General features: G+C 65.2%; 2 protein-coding genes. Both read right to left on the minus strand.

Annotation, left to right across the window (positions count from 1 at the left end):
- Positions 1 to 502: 502 nt before the first annotated feature.
- Positions 503 to 11,920 carry a non-ribosomal peptide synthetase gene (locus tag HKK54_RS32100; RefSeq protein WP_169389077.1) on the minus strand — a complete coding sequence of 3,806 codons (11,418 nt, stop codon included), beginning with the start codon at positions 11,918 to 11,920 and terminating at the stop codon, positions 503 to 505.
- Positions 11,917 to 24,837, minus strand: a complete 12,921-nt coding sequence (locus HKK54_RS32105) for a non-ribosomal peptide synthetase (protein ID WP_169389078.1) — start codon at positions 24,835 to 24,837, stop codon at positions 11,917 to 11,919. Before HKK54_RS32105 ends, HKK54_RS32100 begins: the two co-directional genes overlap by 4 nt.
- Between the last annotated feature and the right edge of the window lie 800 nt (positions 24,838 to 25,637).

Here is a 25,637-nt window from a genome sequence, read left to right on the forward strand (position 1 = left end):
AGAACACAGCGGCCTACAGGCCGGCTTGAGTGGTGTGGAGCAAAATCAAAAGCTAAAGCGGGCACGGTCACCTGTAGGAGCTGGCTTGCCAGCGATGGCATCAAATGGGTCTGCCTGATGCACTGAGGTGTCTGCATCGCCGGCAAGCCAGCTCCTACAAAAAAGCCGCTCTTGCCTTTGCTCCTACCACTCAAGCCGGCCTGTAGGCCGCTGTGCTCTTGCTTTTGATTTTGATCTGGCTCTGACTGCCCCAATAAGCCCGAGGCCGAACGCAGGGATTGAGGAGCGGGTAAACCGGCAGGACGCCGGTTTAGCCGCGACGGGCCAGGGACGGGCCGTCGCGGCGGCCCGCGGAGCAATGCCGGAGTGAGGGAACGCCGAGCCACAGCGAGGCGCCGACAGGCGGGGCAGAGCCCTTTGGTTACTTTGGGGCTTTTCCAAAGTGACCCGCTGTAAGAGCGGAACCCTAAGTGGCCGTTACCGCAGAAACGGATATGTACACTCACAAAACCCGCTCCCCAACAAAAACCCCATCCCGCCACCAAGCCGCCAAACTCAACACATTCGGCGCCTTGAGCAGCGAAAAATGATTCCCGGGCCCATACCAAACTTCCAACGACCCGGTGCACTGGCGCCACCCCTCAACCATCAACCCCTGCTCCCGCAGATTCCCCGCCGCATCCAGGGTCGGATCCTCCGCCAACACCAGCCGCACCGGCCCGTCATACCGCCGAACAGGCCGATAAACCGTGCGCAACGCCGAGGCATACGTCCGCGCCGGCCCATCCATTGCGTCCACCGAAGACCGCGCCGGCAACAGCCCAACCCCAACCATCCCCCCATGCAACAACCGCCGCTGCTCCACTTCATCGCGCCCGGCAAAATCCACCGCATCAATCCCCAGCGACTTACCCGACGCGATCTGCATCGACTCCACCAACCGCAGCAACGCCGCCGTCGTGGTATAGGGCCTGCCCACCACCCCATTCCCCCCGGGCGCCTCGCTGTCGATCAACGTCAACGATGCCACCTCACGCCCCTGGGCCTGCAACCGCGTGGCCATCTCAAACACCACCCAACCGCCAAACGAATGCCCGACCAAATGCACCGGCCCCTGCGGGCACTCCTGCTCCAGCGCCTGCAAATAACAACGCGCCGCCGCCTCGACCTGGCTGTGAGGCACCGCCTCCCCGTCCAGCCCGCGCGGCTGCAAACCAAAGACCGGCCAGTCCCGGCCCAGCGCCTCGGTCAAGCCCACAAACCCGGTCACGCTGTCCCCCGCACCCGGCACGCAGAAGATCGGTGCCTGCCCGGGGCGCCCGCCCTGGATCCGCAACAACGGCTGGTGCACCACCACACCCGGTGCCTCACTCAACGCCAGGGCCTCGCCCAACGCTTGCCCCAGCGCCTGGATATGCGGCGCCTGCATCATGCTCTGGTGATCCCCCGGTACTTCAATGCGGCGCAATTGGCCCACGGCCAGCGCCTCATCCCATCCCAAATCCAGGCTGCGCCGCGACAGTTCCGTCGGCCGCTCGGCAGCGCTGAACAAGTGCACCGCCAGTGGCATCGGGAACAGGCTGTAATGCGCCAACGCATGCCCGTGCCCGACTTCCCGCTCGATAAAGCTCAATAGATCCGCGTCCGTTGCCGCCGCCATCTGCGCGTACAACAGATGCCGATCGCGGCAACGTTGCAGCAAGCCCGCAAAGTCCAGCCGTCCAATTTCCGCGTCCAGTTGCTCAAGGCTCGCCAGTTCATCCACACCTCCCTGTGCCTTCCAATACGCCGTGCACTGCAGCAGCAAATGCCGCTTGAGGGCATCCGGCCCGGCCCAGCGCGCTTTGCCCTGGTCGGTCATGCGCGGCACATAGCTGTCGATCAACCCAAGGAACGCCACCGGCTCGTCCAGCCCCTGCAGTTGCATCGCCACTTCATAGGCCAACACCCCGCCGAACGACCAACCCGCCAGGCGATAGGGCCCATGGGGTTGCACCGAACGAATGATCCCCACCAGCCGCGCCGCCAACCCTTCCATGGTCTGCAACTGCACCTCGCCAAGGGGCGCGCCGGGCAGGCCATAGATCGGGTAGTCACCCGGCAGATGCCGGCCCAGCGCCGGGAAGTACACGTCCATGCCGCTGAACTCATGCACCAGGAACAACGGTGGCTGGCTGCCGCCGGCGCGCACGGTGATCAGCGCGCTGTCCTGCGCCCACACCGTGCGCTGGCCGAGCATCGTGGCCACCGACGCCACGCTGGCATGCTGGAACAGCTCCGCCAGCGACACCGCCAGCCCCGCCTCTTCCATCAGGTTGACCAGCCGAATCGCCAGCAACGAATGCCCGCCCAGCTCAAAGAAACTGTCATGCCGACCGACCTGTTCCAGCCTCAACACCTCGGCCCAGAGTCGGGCCAGGGTCTGCTCCAGTTCATTCGCCGGGGCTTCGAATACGCGGCTGGCCAGCGCCTCCAGCGCCGGCACCGGCAGGGCCTTGCGGTCGACTTTGCCGTTGGCTGTCAGGGGCATTTTTTCAAGCAGCACATAGGCCGACGGCACCATGTAGTCCGGCAGGTACTGCAGCAGATGGCTGCGCAGCACATCGTTGGCCAGCGGCTCGCCGGTGTAATACGCCACCAGGCGCTTGTCCCCCGGCTCATCCTCCCGCGCCAGCACCACCACCTCCTTGATGCCCACACAGGTCGCCAGGCGTGCTTCGATTTCGCCCAACTCGATGCGGAAACCACGGATTTTCACCTGGTCGTCGTTACGCCCGATGCACTCCAGCAGCCCGTCCGCCGACCAGCGCCCCAGGTCACCGGTGCGGTACAGCAAACCCTCGCCAAACGGGTCGTCGACAAACTTTTCGGCCGTCAGCTCAGGCCGGTTCAGGTATCCCTTGGCCACGCCGTGCCCACCGATGCAGATTTCCCCGGCCACACCCAGCGGTACCGGCTGCAAGTGCGCGTCCAGTACATGGATTTGCGTATTGGAAATCGGCCGGCCTATGGGCACGCTTTCGGCATCGGCGGCGAGGGCCTGCACTTCATACGTGGTGGCGTAGGTGGTGGTTTCCGTCGGCCCGTAGCAGTGCACCAGACGCACCGCCGGCGCCTGGGCCAACAAGCTGCGGAACGCCGCCGGGTCAGCCCGCTCGCCGCCACACAAGAGGATGCGCAGCCCGGCCAGGGCGTCGGGAATCAGCTGCACGTACTGGTTGAACAGCGCGGTGGTGACGAACAGGATCGTCGCCCCGCCCGCCTTCAGCGCGCGACCAAAAGCGCCTGGATCGAGCAGCGTGGCATGTTCGATCACCCGCACCTGGCCGCCGTTGAGCAAGGGCCCCCACACGTCCATGGTGCTCGCGTCGAACGCCGGGTTGGAGGCGAACGCCACACGGTCATGGGCGTTGAAATCGGCGTAGCCGTTATTGATCACCAGCCGCGTGATGCCCCGGTGTGGCACCAGCACGCCTTTGGGGGTGCCGGTGGAACCGGAGGTGTACATGATGTACGCCACGCGCTCAGAGGACTGTGACAGGTCGGGGTTGTGGCTCGGTTGCGGGTCCAGCGCCAGGGTGTCGAGGTCGATACGCCGTGCCGGGTAATCAATGGACTCACTGCTGTGGGTCAACAGCCAGACCGCGCCGCTGTCCTGCACCATAAACGCCTGGCGTTCGGCCGGGGCGTTGATGTCCAGCGGCACATAGGCGGCTGCGCACTTGAGGATCGCCAGTTGGCTGAGCAGCAGGTCAACCGAGCGCGGCAGCAGCAGGGCCACGTGGTCGCCGGGCTGCACGCCCTGGGTGCGCAGGTGATGGGCCAACTGATTGGCCCGGGTGTTCAGCGCGCCGTAACTCAAGGCGTGCTCGCCATGCACCACGGCGATGGCGTTCGGGCGCGCCTGGGCCTGGGCTTCGAACAAGCGCTGAACGGTGTGCTCGTGAGGGCATTCACGTTGGGTGGCGTTGAATGCCACCCGCAGCTTTTCCTGCTCCGACGACGGCAGAATCGACAGTTGGCGGATCGCAACCCCGGCGTTCTGTTCCAGGGCCTGCACCAGCTGTTCCAGGGCGACATGCAGGTACTCACAGAGGCGTGGCGCGCCCTGCCCCATCGCATCAAAGGCAAACCCGTCGCCCAGGTCATCCACACTCAGCGACAGTGCAAAGTTGGTACGTTCCTCGGCCTTGAGCACTTGCATGCCCTGCCAGGCCTCGGCCTCACCGCCGGCGTGCGGTGCACTGTGGCGATAGTTGAACAGCACGCTGAACAGCGGCGTATTGGCCGGCAGCGCGCTGCAACGCTGGGCCAGGGTCAAGGGTGCGTGCTCGTGACTGAGCAGTTGGGTCAGGCTCGCGTGGGTCGCAATCAGCGCTGATTGCACGCTGCGTTCACCCAGATCGACCCGCAGCGGCAGGGTGTTGATGAACACCCCCAGCGCGCGTTCGGCCCCTTCACCCCCTTGCAACCGGCCCAGCAACACGGTGCCGAACACCACCTGCTCGCGCCCGGAAACCTTGCCCAACACCTGAGCCCAGGCCAGGTGCATCAGGCTCGCAGCACTCACCCCCAGATGACGCACCAAAGTACGCAGGCGCTGGCTCAACAGCGAGTCGACGCTCAGGCGTGCATGCTTCGGTTCATCCGCGGCGTTGAGTGGCAAGGTCGGCTCATCAATATCACCGAGCATTTCGCGAAAGAACGCTTCGTGCTCTTCCTCACGCATGCCCAGTCGCGTCTGCGCCACATAGTTGCGATACGGCACCGCCGCCCCCAGCTGCTCGCGCCGGCCCAGCAAGCAGGCTTGCATTTCGTGCTGCAGCACTTCCAGGGCGACGTGGTCCATCACCACATGATGGAACAGCAACAACGCGACCACCCGTTGGTTGGCCGGATCCTCGGCGTACACCAGGCGCATCAACGGTGCCTGAGCCAGGTCCAGCCGATGCTGAGCGAAGCGCTCCTGCAAATGCCCCAGCACATCGCCCGCCGCGTCAATCGCCTCGACCTGCAACGACGCCTGGCGCCACACCACTTGCACCGGTTCTTCCAGCCCGTCCCAGTGCATCGACGAGCGCAAGATGTCCTGGCGCTGGATCACCGCCTGCAACGCCTGGGCAAACACTTCAAGACGCTCGACGCTGGCAAAGGCGAACTGCGCCTGCAACAGGTACGCATCACCCTGCTGCACCGCGCGGTGGTGGTACAGGATCCCGGCCTGCAACGGCGCGAGCGGGTAGATGTCCTGTACGTTGGCCGCGCCGCCGGGAATGCTCGCCACCAGGCGGTCGATGGCGGGTTGCTCAAGCGTCACCAGCGTCAGCATGTCCGGGGTGATCCGCGTGCAATCCGCCGCAATGCCATTGGCTGGCACCGCCACCTCACGGCCACCGCCCACCGCAGCGGCCAACGCCGCCAGCGTAGGCTGACCAAACAACACCTTCACATCCGCCGACAGCCCGGCCCGGCGCATGCGGCCAATCAGGCTGGCGGCCAGCAGCGAGTGGCCGCCGAGTTCGAAGAAGTTATCGTGACGGCCCACCCGCTCCACCTTGAGCAGGTCCGCCCACAGGCCGGCCAGGGTAATTTCGGTCTCGCCCACCGGCGCCACGTACTCCCGGACGATCACCGACTCCAGGCCCGGCGCAGGCAGGGCCTTGCGGTCGAGCTTGCCATTGGGGCTCAGCGGCAAGGCATCCAGGTGCATGAAGGTCGCCGGCACCATGTAGTCCGGCAGGTGTTCCAGCAGATGGCTGCGCAGGGCGTCGATGTCGGCCTGCATACCGGTGTAGTACGCCACCAGGCGTGAATCCCGGGCCACCACCGCAGCTTCGTGGAGTTGCGGGTATTGCAGCAGTCGCGCCTGGATCTCGCCCAGTTCGATGCGCAAGCCACGGATTTTTACCTGGTCATCATTGCGGCCCAGGTACTCGATAGTGCCGTCCGGCAAATAGCGCCCGACGTCGCCGGTGCGGTACATCCGGCCGGCACTGAACGGGTCCTGGAGGAAGCGTTCGGCGGTAAGTTCGGGACGGTGCAGGTAACCCCGCGCCACTTGCACACCGCCGATAAACAACTCGCCCACCACGCCCAATGGCACCGGCTGCATCTGCCCGTCCAGCAGGTACATGCGGGTGTTGGCAATCGGTTTGCCGATGGGGGTGTTGTCCGGTGTAACGGGCCCGGTGCAGTCCCACGCCGTCACGTCCACTGCCGCTTCAGTCGGGCCGTAGAGGTTGTACAAACCGATGCCGGGCAACTGCTGTTTAAAGCGGCGCACCAGGCTGCCGGGCAAGGCTTCACCGCTGCACATCACCCGCACCAGCCCAGCACTCTGGCTGACATCACCGTGGGCCAGGAACACGTCGAGCATCGACGGCACAAAGTGCAGCGTGGTGATCTGCTCCGCCTCGATCACCTCACACAGGTAAGCCGGGTCTTTATGCCCGCCAGGGCACGCCATCACCAACCGGGCGCCGGTGAACAGCGGCCAGAAGAATTCCCATACCGACACGTCAAAGCTGAACGGGGTTTTCTGCAACACCGCGTCCTGCGCGGTGAGCCCGTACTCGTCCTGCATCCACAGCAAACGGTTGACCACCCCGCCATGCTCGTTGATCACGCCCTTGGGCAAGCCCGTGGAGCCGGAGGTGTAGATCACGTAAGCCTGATGCTGCGCAGTCAACCCCTCGACCTGCGGGTTGGTCAGCGGCTGGTGCTGCCAGGTGGTCCGGTCCAGGTCCACCACGGGCACCGTTACCTCACCCAGCAGCGAACGGGTGTTGCCCTGCACCAGCACGGCGGCCGGGGCGCTGTCCTTGAGCATGTAGGCGATACGTTCCAGCGGGTACGCCGGGTCCAGCGGCACATAACCGCCGCCCGCCTTGAGAATCGCGAACAGCCCGATGACCATCTCCAGGCCGCGTTCGACGCAGATCGCCACCCGCGAATCCGGCTGTACGCCCAGCTCGCGCAGGTGATGGGCCAGCTGATTGGCGCGCTGATTCAGCTCGCGATAGCTCAGGCACCGGGTGCCCGCCTTCACCGCCAGCGCATCGGGCGTGCGCTCCACCTGGGCTTCGAACATACCGTGCAGGGTCTGGTCGAGGTTGTAATTCACGGCGGTGTCGTTGAAGTCGAACAGCAGGTGCTCGCGCTCCTGATCCTCCAGCAAATCCGCGTGCTCCAGCACCGCCTGATCGTTATCGACCATCGCCTGCAGCACACGGGTGAAGTAGCCGACATAACGCTGCATCGTCGACTCATCAAACAACGCGATCGCGTACTCCAGCGTGCCGCGGATTTCGCCCCGGGCCTCGCCGAGGTTCAGGGACAGGTCGAACTTGGCAAAGTGGCTGTCCTCCACGATCCCTTCAAGACTCAAATCGCCGAGGGCCAGTACCGGCGCATCGCTGTCCTGCCAGGTCAGCATCGTCTGGAACAGCGGGCTATGGGCCAGGCTGCGCAGCGGCCGGGTGATTTCCACCACCTGTTCAAACGGCAAGTCCTGATGGGCCTGGGCGTCCAGGGTCAGCGCCTTGACCCGCGCCAGCAGCGCCTCGGCACTCAGCTCGCCCGAGGTATCAATGCGTACGGCCAGGGTGTTGACGAACAGCCCGATCAAACCTTCCACCTCGGCCCGCTGACGGTTGGCGACCGGCGAGCCGATCACCACTTCCTGCTGCCCGGCGAGCCGCGCCAGCAACGAGGCCCACGCGGTCATCATCACCCTGTACAGCGTGGTGCCATGGCGCTGGCTCAGGGCCTTGAGCCCGGCGGTCAGGCGTTCATCCAGGCGCACCTCGACAGTGCTGCCGGCGTAATCCTGCTGGGCCGGACGCGGACGGTCGGTGGGCAACATCAACAAGGGCGGAGCACCGGCCAGGGTTTGCTGCCAGTAGCTGCTTTGGCGGTGCAGGACTTCGCCGCTGAGCCACAGGCGCTGCCATACGGCGAAGTCGCTGTACTGGATCGGCAATGGCGGCAACGGGTCGGCTTCACCGCGACTGAAGGCCTGATACAGCGCCATCAGCTCGCGCGTCAGTACGCCCATGGACCAGCCATCGGACACGATATGGTGGATTGTCAGCAGCAACACGTGATGATCGTCCGCCATGATCACCAGGCGCCCGCGCAGCAGCGGGCCGCGTTGCAGGTCGAACGGTGCCGAGGCTTCGCCCTGGATCAACGCGTCCAGCACTTGTTGCGCTTCGGGGTGCCGACGCAGGTCCTGCACTTGCAGGGGCATCACTTCTTCAGGCGGCACGATCAGCACATGGGCGTCATCGTCCTGCTGGGCGAAACGGCTGCGCAAGGTCTCATGCCGCGCGACGATCCGCGCCAAAGCCCGTTGCAGCGCCTCGACATGCAACTGCCCGCGCAGGCGCAGGCCAATGGGGATGTTGTAGGCGGTGTTGGCCCCTTCCATCAGCGCCAGAAACCACAGGCGTTGCTGGGCAAACGACAACGGCAGGACCGCGTCGCGAGGTGCCAGCAGGATATCCGGCAAAGTGCTGCGCCCGGACTGGGCCAAGACCTGCGCGACCGCTGTCAGCTCGGGATTGGCGAACAACTCGCCCAACGCCAGGTCGACTCCCAGTTGCTGACGCACCTGGGACACCATGCGCATGGCCAGCAACGAATGGCCGCCCAGCTCGAAGAAATGATCCTGGCGCCCGACGCGCTCCACGTGCAGCACCTCGGCCCAGATCTGCGCGAGGACGGTTTCGATGTCGCCCTGAGGCACTTCGTATTCGCGGGTGAAGACGGCAGCCAGGTCCGGTTTTGGCAACGCCTTGCGGTCCAGCTTGCCGTTGGCGGTCAGGGGCAATGCGTCGAGTTTTACGTAGGCCACCGGGACCATGTAATCCGGCAAGTGCGCCACCAGATGGGCACGAATCTCGCCCACCTCAAGGGCCTCGAACTGCGGATTTTCGGTGAAGTAAGCCACCAGCCGTGGCTGGCCGGGTTGGTCTTCACGGGCCAGCACCACCACTTCCTGGAGACCGGGCAACTGGTTGAGGCGGGTTTCGATCTCCCCCAGTTCGATGCGCACACCACGGATTTTCACCTGGTCGTCGTTGCGGCCCAGGTACTCGATATTGCCGTCCGGCAACCAGCGCGCAAGGTCGCCGGTGCGGTACAGGCGGCCCGGGCTGAACGGGTCATCCAGAAAGCGTTCGGCAGTCATTTCAGGGCGGTTGAGGTAACCCCGCGCCACGCCCTTGCCGCCCACATACAGCTCACCGGCCACCCCCAGCGGCACCGGGCGCTGCTGTTCGTCCAGCAGGTAAACCGTGGCATTGGCGACGGGTTTGCCGATGTGCAACGGCTGCCCGGGCTCGATCCGGCCGGAGGTGGCAACCACCGTGGCTTCGGTGGGGCCGTAGTTGTTGATCACCTCGAAACGCTGGGCCCGGGTGAACTGGCGCAGGCGGTCGCCACCAATCAGCAAGGTGCGCAGGGTCGGGTGTTCGATGTTCTGGCTGAACGCGTATTCGGCCACCGGGGTGGGCAGGAAGCACACGTCCAGCGGTTGCGCGCGCCACCAGTCCAGCAGCGCGTCGATGTCTTCGGCGCCGTCATGGGCCGGCGGCAGGTGCAAGGTCGCGCCCACACACAAGGCCGGCCAGACTTCCCAGGCCATCGCGTCAAAACCGAACCCGGCGACGCTGGCGGTATGCCGGCCTGCACACAGGTCAAACGCGCTGCAATGCCAGTCCACCAGGTTGGCCACGGTGTGGTGCTCCACCATCACGCCCTTGGGCAGGCCGGTGGAACCGGAGGTGTAGATCACGTAGGCCAGGCTGGACGGCGTGACCGCGACGTGCGGATTGCTGGCCGAATGGTGATGCCAGGTGAAGCGGTCCAGGTTGATCACCGGCACGTCGAGCGCGGGCAGGCGTTCCAGCAGTGCCTGCTGGGTCAGCACCGCGACCGGTGCGCTGTCGTTAAGCAGGTAGCTCAGGCGCTCGGCCGGATGCGATGGATCCACCGGCACGTAGCAGGCGCCGGACTTGAGGATCGCCAGCAACCCGGCCAGGGTGTCCAGCCCGCGCCGGGCGACGATGGCCACGCGGTCGTCGGGTTTCACCCCCAGTGCCAGCAGATGATGGGCCAGCAGGTTGGCTTGTTGATTCAGTTCGGCGTAGGTCAGTTGGCGGCCTTCATACACCGCAGCCACCGCGTCCGGGGTCCGCAGGGTTTGCGCTTCGATGCGCCCGTGCAGGGTGGTGCCCTGAGGAAAGTCGACGGCTGGGGCGTTGAGCTGCTCCAGCAAGTGCCGCCGCTCGGTCTCGGGCAACACCGACAGGCGGTTCAGAGGGGTGGCGGGCGCCTGTTCCAGCGCCTGCACCAGGTTTTCCAAAGCGGTTTGCAGATAACCGCACACCCGCTGCGGATCCACCTGGGTGCTCGCCAGCAAGCGCAGGATAAAACCGTCCCCCACATCATCCACACTCAGGGTCAACGGGTAGTTGGTGCGCTCCTCGGAACTCAAAATCTCGATGCCTTGCCACGCTGACTGCGCTTCAGTGCTGGTGCCCGCGCCGCTGTGGCGGTAGTTGAGCAACGCACTGAACAGCGGCGTAGGCGCGGCCACGCCACTGCAACGCTGGGCCAGGGCCAGGGCGGCATGCTCATGACGCAGCAAAGTGGTCAGCCGGGCGTGGGTGGCCTTGACCCCGGCGCGCACATCCTCGGCGCCGACATCCACCCGGAACGGCAAGGTATTGATAAAAATCCCCAGGGCCCGGTCCGTGGCATGACCGCCCTGCATACGGCCCATCAGCACCGTACCGAACACCACCTGCGCCTTGCCTGCCAAGGCGCTCAACACCTGTGCCCAGCCCACATGGAACAGGCTGGCGGCGCTGACCCCCAACTGGCGCGCCTGGGCCCGCAGTTGCTGGTTGAGCGCCGACGGCAACGGCCAATCGACTTCGGCAATATCCTGGCCGTCGCCCTGCACATCCTGCAAGCCAAATGGCAGGGTCGGCTCGGTGATGTCGCCGAGCATCTCGCGAAAGAACGCTTCATGCTGCTGTTCAGTGACCCCCAGGCGCGCCTGGGCCACGTAGTTGCGAAACGGCACCGCGTGGCCCAACTGATCCGCGCGGCCCTGCAAGTACGCCTGCATTTCGTGGCGCACCACGTCCAGGGCGCTGTGGTCCAGGGCCATGTGGTGGAACAACAGCAAGGCGACCATGCGCTGGCGGGCTGCGTCCCACGCACCGACCAGCCGCACCAGCGGTGCACGGGTGACGTCCAGGCGGTAATGCCGGCCATCAAACAGTGCATGCAACTGGGCCGCGATATCACCGTCGGCAGGGTTCAGCTCTATCACCTGCACGGGCAATCGGGCCGTACGCCACACCACTTGCGAGGGCTCCTCCAGACCTTCCCAGATCACGGCGGTGCGCAGGATATCGTGGCGGTCCATCACGCCCTGCAACGCCTGGGCAAACCCCTTGAAACGCTCAAGGCTGTCGAAGGCGAACTGCGACTGCATGATGTACGGGTCGCCGTGCTCGGCACTCACATGGTGATAAAGAATGCCTTCCTGCAGCGGCGCCAGCGGGTAGATGTCTTGCACGTTGGCGACGCCACCGTCGACGGTCTCGATGATCCGGTCGATCGAGGCCTGGCTCAGGCTCGACAGCGTCAGCATCGCGGGGGTAATTCGCTGGGCGCCCACGGGAATGCCATTGGCCGGCACCTCCACTTCACCGGCCTTGGTGGCCGAGTATTCGCCGGCCTGGATAAGCTCGATCAGCGCGGGCTTGTGTTCACGCAGCGAGGCCACCAGGGCCGGGTCGCTCAGGGCCTGTTTGTTGCCCTGCACCGACAGCTGGTCGCCCTTGAGCGCCAGTTGCACGTCCTTGGCCTTGAGTGTCGCCAACAGTTCGATGATGCTCACAGGACGATCTCCATTCGTTCGGTAATTGCGGCGTAGCCGGCCAGGGTTGGCTGTTCAAACAGGCCCCGCACATCGGCTTCCATGCCTTCCTGACGCAAGCGTCCAATCAAACTGACGGCCAGCAACGAGTGCCCGCCCAGTTCAAAAAAGTTGTCAAAGCGCCCTACCCGTTCCACCTTCAGCAGCTCGGCCCACAGCCGCGCCAGCAAGATTTCGGTGTCGCCCACCGGCGCCTCGTACTCACGCACGATCAGCGACTCCACACCCGGCGCCGGCAGGGCCTTGCGGTCGAGCTTGCCGTTGGGGCTCAGGGGCAAGGCCTCCAGATGCACAAACACCGCCGGCACCATGTAATCCGGCAAGCGCGCCAGCAGGTGCGCCCGCAGGTGTTCGATATCGGCCTGCACGCCGGTGTAATACGCCACCAGCCGTTCGTCCCGGGCCAATACCGCCGCTTCGTTGACCTGCGGGTATTCGGTCAGGCGCGCCTGGATTTCCCCCAGTTCGATGCGCAGGCCACGGATTTTCACCTGGTCGTCGTTGCGGCCCAGGTACTCGATATTGCCGTCCGGCAGGTAGCGCCCGATGTCACCGGTGCGGTACAGGCGGCCGGCGCTGAACGGGTCCTTGAGGAAGCGTTCAGCCGTGAGTTCCGGGCGGTGCAGGTAGCCGCGGGCGACCTGGACGCCACCGATGAACAGCTCGCCCACCACCCCCAATGGCACCGGCTGCAAGCGGGCGTCCAGCAGGTACATGCGGGTGTTGGCAATCGGCTTGCCGATGGGGGTGTTGTCCGGCACCACGGGCCTGGCGCAGTTCCACGCCGTCACGTCCACCGCCGCCTCCGTCGGGCCATAGAGGTTGTACAAACCGATCCCTGGCAGCTGCTGCTTGAAGCGACGCACCAGGCTGCCCGGCAAGGCTTCACCGCTGCACATCACCCGCAGCAGCCCCGCGCCCTGGCTGACATCGCCATGGGCCAGGAACACATCGAGCATCGATGGCACGAAGTGCAAGGTGGTGATCTGCTCCGCCTCGATGACTTCGCACAGGTACGCCGGATCCTTGTGCCCGCCGGGACGCGCCATCACCAACCGCGCGCCGGTGAACAAGGGCCAGAAGAACTCCCACACCGACACGTCGAAACTGAACGGGGTTTTCTGCAAGACCGCGTCGCGGGCGGTCAGGCCGTAGGCGTCCTGCATCCACAGCAGGCGGTTGACCACCCCCGCGTGCTCGTTGATCACGCCCTTGGGCTGGCCGGTGGAGCCGGAGGTGTAGATCACGTAGGCCTGATGCTGCGCGGTCAACCCTGGAACCTGAGGGTTGGAAGCAGGCTGGTGCTGCCAGGTGTTCCGGCCCAGGTCCACCACGGGCACCGTCACGTCACCCAGCAACGAGCGGGTGTCACCCTGCACCAGCACCGCTGCCGGGGCGCTGTCTTGCAGCATGTAGGCGATTCGCTCCAGCGGGTACGCCGGGTCCAGCGGCACATAACCGCCGCCCGCCTTGAGAATGGCGAACAGGCCGACGACCATTTCCAGGCCACGCTCGACGCAAATCGCCACCCGCGAATCGGGCTGCACGCCTTGATCACGCAGATGATGGGCCAACTGATTGGCCCGCTCGTTCAGCTCGCGATAGCTCAGGTGTTGGTCACCCGCCTTCACCGCCAGTGCATCGGGCGTGCGTTCAACCTGGGCTTCAAACAGGCCGTGAAGGGTTTGATCGAGGTTGTAGGCAACCTCGGTCGCATTGAACCCGGACAGCAGTTGCTCGCGCTCCTGCGGGCCCAGGATCGACAGCTGATCCAGCGGCCGTTGCGGGGCGTGCTCCAGCGCTTCGACCAAGCCGTGCAGCGCCGCCTGCATGTAACCGCAGATACGCTGCGCGCCGATCTGCGCGGGAGTCATCGCGGTCAACCGGAAACCGTCGCCCTGATCATCCACGTTCAGGGTCAGCGGGTAGTTGGTGCGCTCCTCGCTGGCCAGGGTTTCGATGCCCTGCCAGGCCGGCGATACCGGGGCTTGCTGGCTGTCGCTATGGCGATAGTTGAGCATGGCGCTGAACAACGGCAATGGCGCCGCCACACCGCTGCAACGCTGGGCCAGTGCCAGGGACGCATGCTCGTGCCCCAGCAACGTGGTCAGTCGGCCATGGGTGGCCTTTACCGCCGCACGCGCGCCGATGCCGCCGACGTCCACCCGCAATGGCAAGGTATTGATGAACATCCCCAGCGCCCGGTCGCTGCCTTTGCCGCCCTGCATCCGGCCCAGCAGCACCGTGCCAAACACCACGCTGGCCTGGCTCGACGTGCAGGCCAGGACCTGCGCCCAGGCCAGGTGGAACAGGCTGGCCGTGCTGACGCCGAGTAACCGCGCCTGAGCCCGCAGGCGCCGGGTCAAGTCTGGCGATAACCCTTCACGGGCTTCCTCGATGGCACTGCCATCGCCCTGCACATCCTGAAGGCCGAAAGGCAGCGTCGGCTCATGGATGTCCGCCAGCATCTCGCGGAAGAACGCTTCGTGCTCCTGCTCACTCACACCCAGGCGCGCCTGGGCCACGTAATTGCGGTACGGCGTGGCCACATCCGTGATGCCGGGCAGGCCCAGCAGGCTGGTTTGCATCTCGTGGCGCACGCCGTCCAGCGCCGTGTGGTCGAGGGCGATATGGTGGAACAGCAAGATAGCCACCACCCGCTGTTGCAGCGGGTCTTCGGCGTACACCAGGCGAACCAGCGGCGCCTCGGACATCGGCACACGGTAGTGGCGAGGATCAAACTGGCGATGCAACTGCGCGAGCACATCACCGGCGCCCACCCGTACCGCCTGCACCGACAGCCGGGCCTCACGCCACACCACTTGCAGCGGCTGTTGCAAACCTTCCCAGACCACGCCGGTACGCAAGATATCGTGGCGGTTGATCACCGACTGCAACGCCCGGGCAAACGCCTGCAAACGCTCGACACTGTCAAACGCCAGGTGCGATTGCAGCAGGTACGGATCGCCCTGCTGAGCACTGATGTGGTGATAGAAAATCCCTTCCTGCAACGGTGCCAGCGGATAGATGTCCTGCACATTGGCCGCGCCACCCGGCACGCTGGCGACGATCTGGTCGATGGTTGGCTGATCAAGCGCCACCAGCGACAGCATCGACGGCGTGATGCGTTGGCAATCGGCCGGGATGGCGTTCACCGGCACCACCACTTCCCGACCACTGCCCACCGCTGCTGCCAGGGCGGCCAGTGTCGGCTGGCTGAACAGCACCCGCACATCGGCGCTCAGCCCGACCTGGCGCATGCGCTCGATCAAACTCACCGCCAGCAACGAATGGCCGCCCAGTTCAAAGAAATGGTCATGGCGCCCGACCTGCTCCACCTGCAACACCTCGGCCCAGATCCGCGCCAAAGTGGTTTCGACTGCGCCGCTCGGTGCCTCGTAGTCCCGGCTGAGCATGGCGGCCTGATCCGGCGCCGGCAGGGCCTTGCGGTCGAGTTTGCCGTTGGCGGTCAGCGGCCAGCTGTCGAGTTTTACGTAAGCCACCGGCACCATCGCCTCGGGCAACTGGTTGTGTAGCTCGGCGCGCAGGGTTTCGATGTCCAACGGGGTGTGTTCGGTGAACCAGGCCACCAACCGGCCGTCGCGCACCAGCACCACGGCATCCTTGACGCCATCGACGGCGGCCAGGCGGGTTTCGATTTCTCCCAGTTCGATGCGCACACCACGGACTTTTACCTGGTCATCGTTGCGGCCCAGGTACTCGATATTGCCGTCCGGCAGCCAGCGCGCCAGGTCACCGGTACGGTACATACGGCCCGGGTTGAACGGGTCGTCGAGGAAGCGCTCGGCGGTCATCTCCGGGCGGTTCAAGTACCCGCGGGCCACGCCGCTGCCGCCCACAAACAGCTCGCCGGCCACGCCCACCGGCACCGGGCGCTGTTGCTCATCGAGCAGGTACACCGTGGCATTGGCCATCGGCTTGCCGATATGCAGCACCTGGCCGGCGTGCACGCGGCCAGAGGTGGCGACCACCGTGGCTTCGGTGGGGCCGTAGTTGTTGATCACCGCAAAACGTCGCTCGACACTGAACTGGCGCAAGCGATCACCGCCGATCAACAGGGTGCGCAGGCTTGGGTGCTCCAGGTTCTGACTGAAGGCGTACTCGGCCACCGGCGTGGGCAGGAAGCTCACGTCCAGCGACTGCGCCAGCCACCAGGCCAGCAGTTCGTCGATGTTTTCATTGCCCATATGGGCGGGGGGCAGGTGCAGGGTCGCGCCGATGCACAACGCCGGCCAGACTTCCCAGGCCATCGCGTCAAAACCAAACCCGGCCACGCTGCTGGTGTGGCTGTGGGCATGCAGGTCAAAGGCTTCGCAGTGCCAATGCACCAGGTTTTCCACGGTGCGATGCTCCACCATCACCCCTTTGGGCTGACCGGTGGAGCCGGAGGTGTAGATCACATAGGCGAGATTCGCCGGGGTCAGGCCGGCGACGTGGGGACGGGTCGCGTTGGCGTAAGTGCCGTGCAGGTCGACGATGGCGACATCACCGAGCACGCCACGGGTGCTCTCCTCGGCCAGTACCGCGACCGGGGCACTGTCTTGCAGCAGGTAAGCGATGCGCTCGGCCGGGTAAGCCGGGTCCACCGGTACGTAGGCGGCGCCCGCCTTGAGGATCGCCAGCAGGCCCACCAGCATCTGCGGGCCACGTCGGCAGCAGATCGCCACGCGATCGTCGGGCTGCACACCCAGTCCCAGCAGATGGTGGGCCAGTTGATTGGCGCGTTGGTCGAGGGCCTGATAGGTCAGTGGCTGGCCGTCCTGGATCAGCGCAATCGCGTGCGGCAGGCGTTCGGCCTGGGCTTCGAAGGCGCCGTGCAGGGTCTGCCCTTGCGGGTAGTCGCGCACGCTGGCGTTGAAGGTGCGCAGCAGCATTTCGCGTTCGGCGGCCGGCAGGACCGGCAGCTGATTCAGCGGCGTTTCCGGGGTTTGCTCAAGGGCGGCCACCAGTTGCTCCAGTGCGCTGTGCATGTAGTCGCACAAGCGCTGCGCACCGATGGACTCCAGGGCCAGCACCGTCAGGCCGAAGCCCGCGCCCAGGTCGTCCACGCTCAAGGTCAGCGGGTAGTTGCTGCGCTCTTCGCCGCCGAGCAACTGCACGCCTTCCCAGATACCCTGGCCGTCTCGGGCCATTTCACCCGGGGTGCTGTGGCGGTAGTTGAGCAAGGCGCTGAACAACGGCATCGAGGCGGGCACACCGCTGCAACGCTGGGCCAGCGCCAGGGACGCATGTTCATGGCCGAGCAGTGCGCTGAGCCGGGCATGGGTTGCCTTGACCCCGGCGCGTACGGCGCTGGCGCCCACGTCCACCCGCAACGGCAAGGTGTTGATGAACATGCCCAACGCCCGGTCGGCGCCCTCGCCCGCTTGCATGCGGCCCATCAAGACGGTGCCAAACACCACGTCCTGACGGCCCGACACCCGCCCGAGCACCTGGGCCCACGCCAGGTGCATCACGCTCGCAGCGCTGACCCCCAGTTGCCGGGCCTGCTCGCGAACCCGCAGCGCCAATGCCGCGTCCACCGGCCGTTCGGCCTCTTCAATGTCCCGGCCATCGCCCTGCACATCCTGCACGCCAAAGGGCAGCGTGGGCGCGTCGATGTCGGCGAGCATTTCCCGGAAGAATTGTTCGTGCTCCTGAGCGCTGACACCCAGACGGGCCTGAGCCACGTAGGTACGAAACGGTGCCGCAACCGGCAATGCATCGGCCTGATTGAACAGGAACGCACGCATTTCCTGGCCGACCACTTCCATGGCGGTGTGGTCCAGCGCCAGGTGATGGAACAGCAGGATGGCTGCAACGCGCTGGTTGGCCGGGTCCTGTGCATAGACCATGCGCAGCAGCGGCGCCTGGGTGAGGTCCAGGCGATAGTGGCGGGCATCGAAGCGCGCATGCAGTTGCTCGATCACGTCGCCGTCGGCCGGGTCCAGCGCAACGTTCTGCACCACCAGCTCGGCATGGCGCCAGACCACTTGCACCGGGCTGTCCAGGCCTTCCCACACCACGGCGGTGCGCAGGATATCGTGGCGCGCCACGACCTTTTGCAGCGCGCCCATAAAGGCCTGCAAACGCTCGACGCTGTCAAACGCCATGCGCGATTGCAGCAAATAAGGGTCGCCCTGTTCGGCGCTGACGTGGTGGTAAAGAATGCCCTCCTGCAACGGTGCCAGCGGGTAGATGTCCTGCACATTGGCCGCGCCGCCGGGCACCGTGGCCACAATGCGCTCGATGGCCGGCTGGTCGAGCGTGACCAGGGTCAGCATCGACGGCGTGATGCGCTGGCAGTTCGGCGCAATCCCATTGGCCGGCACCACAATTTCCCGTCCACTGCCCACCGCCGCGGCCAGGGCCGCCAGGCTTGGCTGGTTGAACAACACCCGTACGTCCGCGCTCAGGCCGGCCTGGCGCATACGCTCGATCAGGCTCACCGCCAGCAAGGAATGGCCGCCGAGTTCAAAGAAGTGATCAAAGCGCCCGACGCGCTCAACCTTCAGTACGTCCTGCCAGATTTGCGCCAGCAGGGTTTCCACCTCGCCCTCGGGTGCTTCGAAACCACGGCTGAGCAGCGACGCCTGATCCGGCGCCGGCAAGCCCTTGCGGTCCAGCTTGCCATTCGCCGTCAGCGGCAACAGCTCCAGCCAGACATAGGCCGACGGCACCATGTAATCCGGCAGTCGGCTTTGCAGGTGTGCGCGCAACGCATCAATGCCCAACGGCGCCTGGGCGGTGTAGTAAGCCACCAGGCGTTTGTCGCCAGGCTCGTCTTCACGGGCCAGCACCACGGTGTCTTTCACGCCGGGAAAGCCCGCCAGGCTGCTTTCGATCTCACCGGGCTCGATCCGGAAACCACGGATTTTCAGTTGATGGTCATTGCGGCCCTGGTACAGCAAGGTGCCGTCCGCCTGCCAACTGGCCAGGTCGCCGGTGCGGTACAGCAGGCCATCGCCGAAAGGGTCGACGATAAATTTCTCGGCGGTCAGTTGCGGCTGGTTCAGGTACCCCTTGGCCACGCCCGCCCCGCCGATGTACAGCTCGCCGACCACACCCAGCGGCACCGGCTGCTGCCGCGCGTCCAGCACGTAGGCGCGGCTGTTGCCAATGGGGCGACCAATGGGAATGCCGCCCTTGCCCAGCGCCTTGATCTCGTACGTGGTGGAAAACGTCGTGGCTTCGGTGGGGCCGTAACCATTCAACAGGTGCTGCGGCGCGCCATGCTCAAGCACCCGGCCGATCACCTGCGGGTCGAGCACATCGCCGCCGACGATCAGGTAGCGCAACTGGCGGAACATCGGCATCAAGCCGTCGGCGTACTGATGGAACAGCCCGGCGGTCATCCACAACACGCTGACGGATTGCTCCTGCAGCAACGCGGCGAACGCGGCCTGGGACAGCAGCGTGGCGTGCTCGACCACCACCACGCAGCCACCATTGAGCAGCGGCGCCCACACATCGAGGGTGCTTGCATCGAACGCCGGGTTCGAGGCAAAGGCCACCCGGTCACGGTGATTGAAGTCGGCGTAGCCGTTGTTGATCACCAACCGGGTCACGGCGCGGTGCGGCACCTGCACGCCCTTGGGCGCGCCGGTGGAGCCGGAGGTGTACATGATGTACGCGACGCTTTCGGCAGACTGGGCCAGGTTCGGGTTGTGCGTCGGCTGCGTGTCGAGGTTCAGCGCGGCGAGGTCATTCAGCACGTACCTGGCGTGGCTGTCCTGCACCATGAAAGCCTGGCGCTCGTCCGGCGCATTGACGTCCAGCGGCACGTAGACCGCCGCACACTTGAGGGCCGCCAACTGGCTGACCAGCAAATCCATGGAGCGCGGCAACGCAATGACCACGCTGTCGCCGGGTTTTACATCCTGATCGATCAGGTAGTGGGCCAGGCGATTGGCCCGCAGGTTGAGTTCGCGGTAGGTCAGTGACACGTGGCCGTGCACCACCGCCAGCGCGTCCGGACTGGTCTGGGCCTGGGCTTCGAAGATCCCGTGCACGGTGTGCGCAGCCGGGTAGGCACGGGCAGTGGCGTTGAAGTCCACCAGCACTTGATGGCGCTCGGCGGCGGGCAGGATCGACACGTGATGCAGCGGCGTGGTCGGCGCCTGTTGCAGCGCCGTCACCAGGTTGCGCAAGGCACTGAGCATGTAGTCGCCGACGCGTTGCACATCCACCTCGGCCACGCCTTGTACGGTCAGGGCGAAGCCTGTGCCCAGGTCATCCACGTTGAGCACCAGCGGGTAGTTGCTGCGCTCCTCGGAGCTGAGGATTTCGATCCCGGCGTCGGCGAACGGGCTGGCGCCCGGCGCTTCACCCGGCGCGCTGTGGCGGTAATTGAGCAAGGTGCTGAACAGCGGCAACGCACCGGACACCCCACTGCAACGCTGGGCCAGGGACAGGGACGCATGTTCGTGCCCCAGCAACTGTGCCAGGCACGCATGGGTGGCGCGTACGCCGGCCTGCACACCCACCGGGCCGACGCTGACCCGCAGCGGCAGGGTGTTGATGAACATCCCCAGCGCCCGGTCGGCGCCCTCGCCGCCTTGCATGCGGCCCAGCAGCACGGTGCCGAAGACCACATCGTCCTGGCCCGACACCTGGCCGAGCACGTGCGCCCACGCCAGGTGCACCAGGCTCGCGGCGCTCACACCCAACTGCCGCGCTTGCTCGCGCAGGCCCAGGCTGAGGACCGGATCCAGCGGCACGTGCGCTTCCCGCACACCGCTGCCGTCACGGTTCACGTCCTGCAAGCCGAAGGCCAGGGTCGGCTCGTCGATATCACCGAGCATCTCGCTGAAGAACGCCTCATGCTGCGCGGCGCTCACACCGAGGCGTGCCTGGGCCACGTAGTTGCGGTACTGCACGGCGTCCGGCAGTTGCTCGGTGTGGCCGGCAAGGCTCGCGCTCATTTCTTCCACCAGCACGTGCAGCGCGGTGTGGTCCAGCAAGATGTGGTGCAGCAGCAGGATGCCGACATGGCGGCCCTGATCCTCGGCGTAGGCAAAGCGCATCAGCGAGGCGCGGGACAGGTCAAGGCGGTAGTGGCGTGGGTCGAAGCGCTGTTGCAGTTGCGCGAGCACGTCGCTGGAAGGGTCGACCTCAATCTGCTCCACCACCAGCAGCGCCTGGCGCAACACCACCTGCACCGGCTCGTCCAGGCCTTCCCAGACAATGCCGGTGCGCAGGATGTCGTTGCGTTCGATCACGCTTTGCAGCGCACGGATAAACGCCTCGACCGGCTCCTGACCGTTGAAGCTGAACTGCACCTGCAATACGTAGGGATCGCCCTCGGTGGTCGCCAGGTGGTGATACAGAATGCCGGCCTGCAACGGTGCCAGGCCGTAGATGTCCTGCACGTTGCCGATACCGCCGGGGACACTGGCGACGATATGGTCGATGGCTTGTTGGTCCAGGTCCACCAGCGGCAGCATGTCCGGGGTGATGCGTTGGGTCGCCTCACTGATCAGGTTGGCCGGCACCTGCACTTCATGTTGCCCGCCTACCGCAGCGGCCAGCGCAGCCAACGTTGGCTGGCCGAACAGCACCCGCACATCGGCGCTCAGTTCCAGCTGGCGCATGCGTTCGATCAATTTGACCGCCAGCAGCGAATGGCCGCCCAGCTCGAAAAAGTTGTCCTGGCGCCCGACCCGGTCGACCTTCAGCAGGTCTTGCCACAGGTGGGCAATCGCGGTTTCCACGCTGCCTTGTGGCGCTTCGTAACCACGGCGGGCCAGGGCTTCGGCGTCGGGTGCCGGCAAGGCCTTGCGGTCGAGCTTGCCGTTGGTGGTGAGCGGGAACGTGTCCAGCAGCACGAAGGCGCTGGGTACCATGTACTCGGCCAGGGACTGCAGCAGATGATCCCGCAATTCGGCGGCAGTGGGCGTGCGGCCCTGTTGGGCAATCACGTACGCCACCAGGCGCTGGTCGCCCGGCTCGTCTTCGCGGGCGATCACCACGGCTTCGCGCACGCCGTCACAGGTGGCCAGGCGCGCTTCGATTTCCCCCAGTTCGATACGGAAACCACGGATCTTCACCTGGTCATCGTTGCGCCCCAGGTACTCGACACTGCCGTCAGCCAGCAGGCGGCCGAGGTCACCGGTCTTGTACAGGCGCTGGCCGGTCGCCGGGTCCGCCAGAAAGCGCTCGGCGGTCAGCTCGTCGCGGTTGAGATACCCCCGCGCCACGCCGGCACCACCGACGTACAACTCCCCCACCACGCCCATCGGCACCGGCTCGCGGCGGGCGTCCAGCACATACAACTGCAAGTCGGGAATGCGCACGCCAATCGGGCTGACGCCCACCAACTGTGCATCCGCTGCCTCCAACGCACGGTAGGTCACGTGCACGGTGGTTTCAGTGATGCCGTACATGTTGACCAGGCGCGTACCGGCGTTGGTCACCCGGGCGTACCACGGCTTGAGAATGCCCGGCTCCAGGGCTTCACCGCCGAAAATCACCTGGCGCAGCGAGTGCAACTGCTGGCTGCGGCCCTGTGCCGCGATCAACTGGCGGAACGCACTCGGCGTCTGGTTGAGGATGCTCACACCGGCTTCGCACAGCAGCGCATAGCACTCGTCCGGCGAGCGGCTGACCAGTTGCGGCACCACCAGCAACTGCCCGCCGTGCATCAACGCCCCCCAGATTTCCCACACGGAGAAGTCGAAGGCAAACGAGTGAAACAGCGCCCAGGTGTCATTCGCGTTGAAGGTGAACCAGTGCTCGGTGGCGCTGAACAGCCGCGCGACGTTGCGGTGTTCGATCATCACGCCCTTGGGCAGGCCGGTAGAACCCGAGGTGTAGATCACATAGGCCAGGCTCGACGGGCTGAGCGCGACGTTGGGGTTAACGATGGGCTCGTGCTGCAGGCTGTTGAGATCAATCGGTGTGACGTCACCCACCAGGTGGCGGGTATTGTCCTGCACCAGCACCGCCAACGGCGCGCTGTCTTGCAGGGTGTAGCGGATGCGGTCCAGCGGGTAGGCCGGATCGATCGGCACGTAGCCCGCGCCAGCCTTGAGAATACCCAACAGGCCGATGATCATTTCCAGGCCACGCTCGACACAGATCGCCACCTGGTCGTCGGGGCGAATACCGTGCTTGAGCAGGCAGTGCGCGACCTGGTTGGCGCGTTCGTTCAGCTCGCGATAGCTCAGGCGTTCGTGCTCGAAACGCAGCGCGACGGCTTCGGGATGGCTGGCAGCATGGGCTTCGACTTGCTGGTGGATCAGGGCTGAATCGGCGTAGTCCCCGGTAACGGCGTTGAGGCCGTGCAGCAGGTGTTGGCGTTCGGCGGCGGGCAGGATACTCAGGCTGTGCAGCGATGCGTCTGGCGTCTGTTCCAGAGCCAGCACCAGGTTTTCCAGGGCGGTGTGCAGGTAATCGGCAACACGCACGGCGCCGATGGAGGCGTCCACCATCACGGTGAAGGCAAAGCCCTCGCCCAGGTCATCGACGTTGACCGTCAGCGGGTAGTTGGTGCGCTCTTCGGCGCCCAGCACCTGGATGCCTTCGGCGATGTCGATCACGGCCTGAGTGTCCGAGGCATCGCTGTGACGGTAGTTGAGGATTGCACTGAACAACGGCGTGGGTGCGGCCACACCGCTGCAACGTTGGGCCAGGGCCAGCGATGCGTGTTCGTGGTTGAGCAATTCGGTCAGGCGCTTGTGGGTGGTTTGCACCCCGTCGCGCACGCTTTGCGCACCCACATCGACCCGTAGCGGCAAGGTGTTGATGAACATGCCCAGGGCCTGATCGGAGCCCTCGCCTGCGCCCATGCGCCCGAGCATCACACTGCCAAACACCACGGCTTCGCGGCCGGAGACCTTGCCCAATACCTGGGCCAACGCCAGGTGCATCACACTGGCCGGGCTGACGCCCAACGGTCTTGCCTGGGCCCGCAGGCGACGGCTTAGATCGCTGTCGACGGCGATGCGGGTTTCATCAATGCCATGGCCATCGCCCTGCACATCCTGGAGACCGAACGGCAAGGTGGGCGCGTCGATGTCGGCGAGCATCTCGCGAAAGAATGCCTCGTGGGCCTGCTCACTGACACCGTGGCGAACCTGGGCGATGTAGTTGCGAAACGGCACCGGCGCGCCGGCCTGTTCGGTCTGCCCGGCGAGGTGCAGCTGGATCTCGCGGCGCACCACGTCGAGGGCGGTGTGGTCGAGGATGGTGTGGTGAAACAGCAGCATCGCAACCACCCGCTGGTTGCGCGGGTCTTCGGCAAACACCAGGCGCAGCAGCGGCGCCTGGCCGAGGTCCATGCGGTAATTACGGGCGTCGTAGCGGGCTTGCAGTTGGGTCAGTGCATCGCCGTCGAGGTGGGCTTCTTCGCAGACCAGCGAGGCTTTGCGCCAGACCACCTGGAGGGGTTCGTCGAGGCGTTCCCAGGCCATCGAAGTGCGCAGGATATCGTGGCGGTCGATAACCCATTGCAGGGCCTCGGCGAAGGCTTCAAGGCGGGTGCGGCTGTCGAACACGAACTGCGCGTGGAGCACATAGGGGTCGCCCTGGTGGGCGGACAAGTGGTGGTAGAGCATGCCTTCCTGGAGCGGGGCCAGGGGGTAAATGTCTTGCACATTCGCCGCACCCCCGGGGATGCCGGCGACGATGCGGTCGATGGCCGGCTGGTCGAGGTTGACCAGGGGTAGCATGGCCGGGGTGATGCGATAGGCCGGGCTGAGCCAGTCGCCGCCGTGTTGGGCGACGAGGTCGAGCAGTTGGGGTTTGTGGGCGATCAGTTGGTCCCATAGGGCGTCATCCAGCGCGTCGTCGTCACCCAGGATGATCAGGTCGCCGTCTTCCATTTGCAGGCGGATCGGGTGGGTGGAAAGAGCTGCCAATAATTTGCTGAACTGCATGGGGGTAACCTGCTTTTTTGAGTCGGATACGGTTGAGGAGAAAGTCCGTTTTCAGCTGTCGCGTAAGTGCCTGGGAGGCCCGGTTTAAAGCGCGGGCGCGGTCAAAGGCCGGGAGGCTTCCCGCAGGGTTGGGAAATTAGAGGATTCGGGGGGTGGGGGGTGACATGGGAAGCGGGGACAAAGGGGATGGGGGTGGGGAACTTTCGTATTTTTTGGAGCGTGCATATCCGTTTTTTGGGTGATGGCTGATATCGGTTCCGCTCTTACAGCGGCTCACTTTTGAAAAGCGCAAAAGTAAGCAAAACGCTCTTGCCCCACCACTCGGCACCTCGCTAATGCTCGGTGTGCCCTCACTCCGGCATTACTCCGCGGGCCGCCGCGACGGGGCGTCCCTGCCCCGTCGCGGCTAAACCGGCGTCCTGCCGGTTTACCCGCTCCGTACTACCTGCGTTCGGCCAGCGTGGTTTAACGGGGCGCCTAAGATCAAGATCAAAAGCAGATCAACAGCACAGCGGCCTACAGGCCGGCTTGAGTGGTGTGAAGCAAAGGCAAAATCAAAATCTAAAGCCAGAGCGGGCACGGTCAAATGTGGGAGCTGGCTTGCCTGCGATGGCATCAACTGGGTGTACCTGAAAAACCGAGGTGTCTGCATCGCAGGCAAGCCAGCTCCCACAGAAAAGCAGCTCTGTTTTCGCTTTGGCTTTTGCTCTGGCCTCTACCACTCAAGCCGGCCTGTAGGCCGCTGTGCTCTTGCTTTTGATCTTGATCTGGCTCTGACTGCCCCAATAAGCCCGAGGCCG

It is taken from the genome of Pseudomonas sp. ADAK13, from assembly GCF_012935715.1.
Lineage (GTDB): Bacteria > Pseudomonadota > Gammaproteobacteria > Pseudomonadales > Pseudomonadaceae > Aquipseudomonas.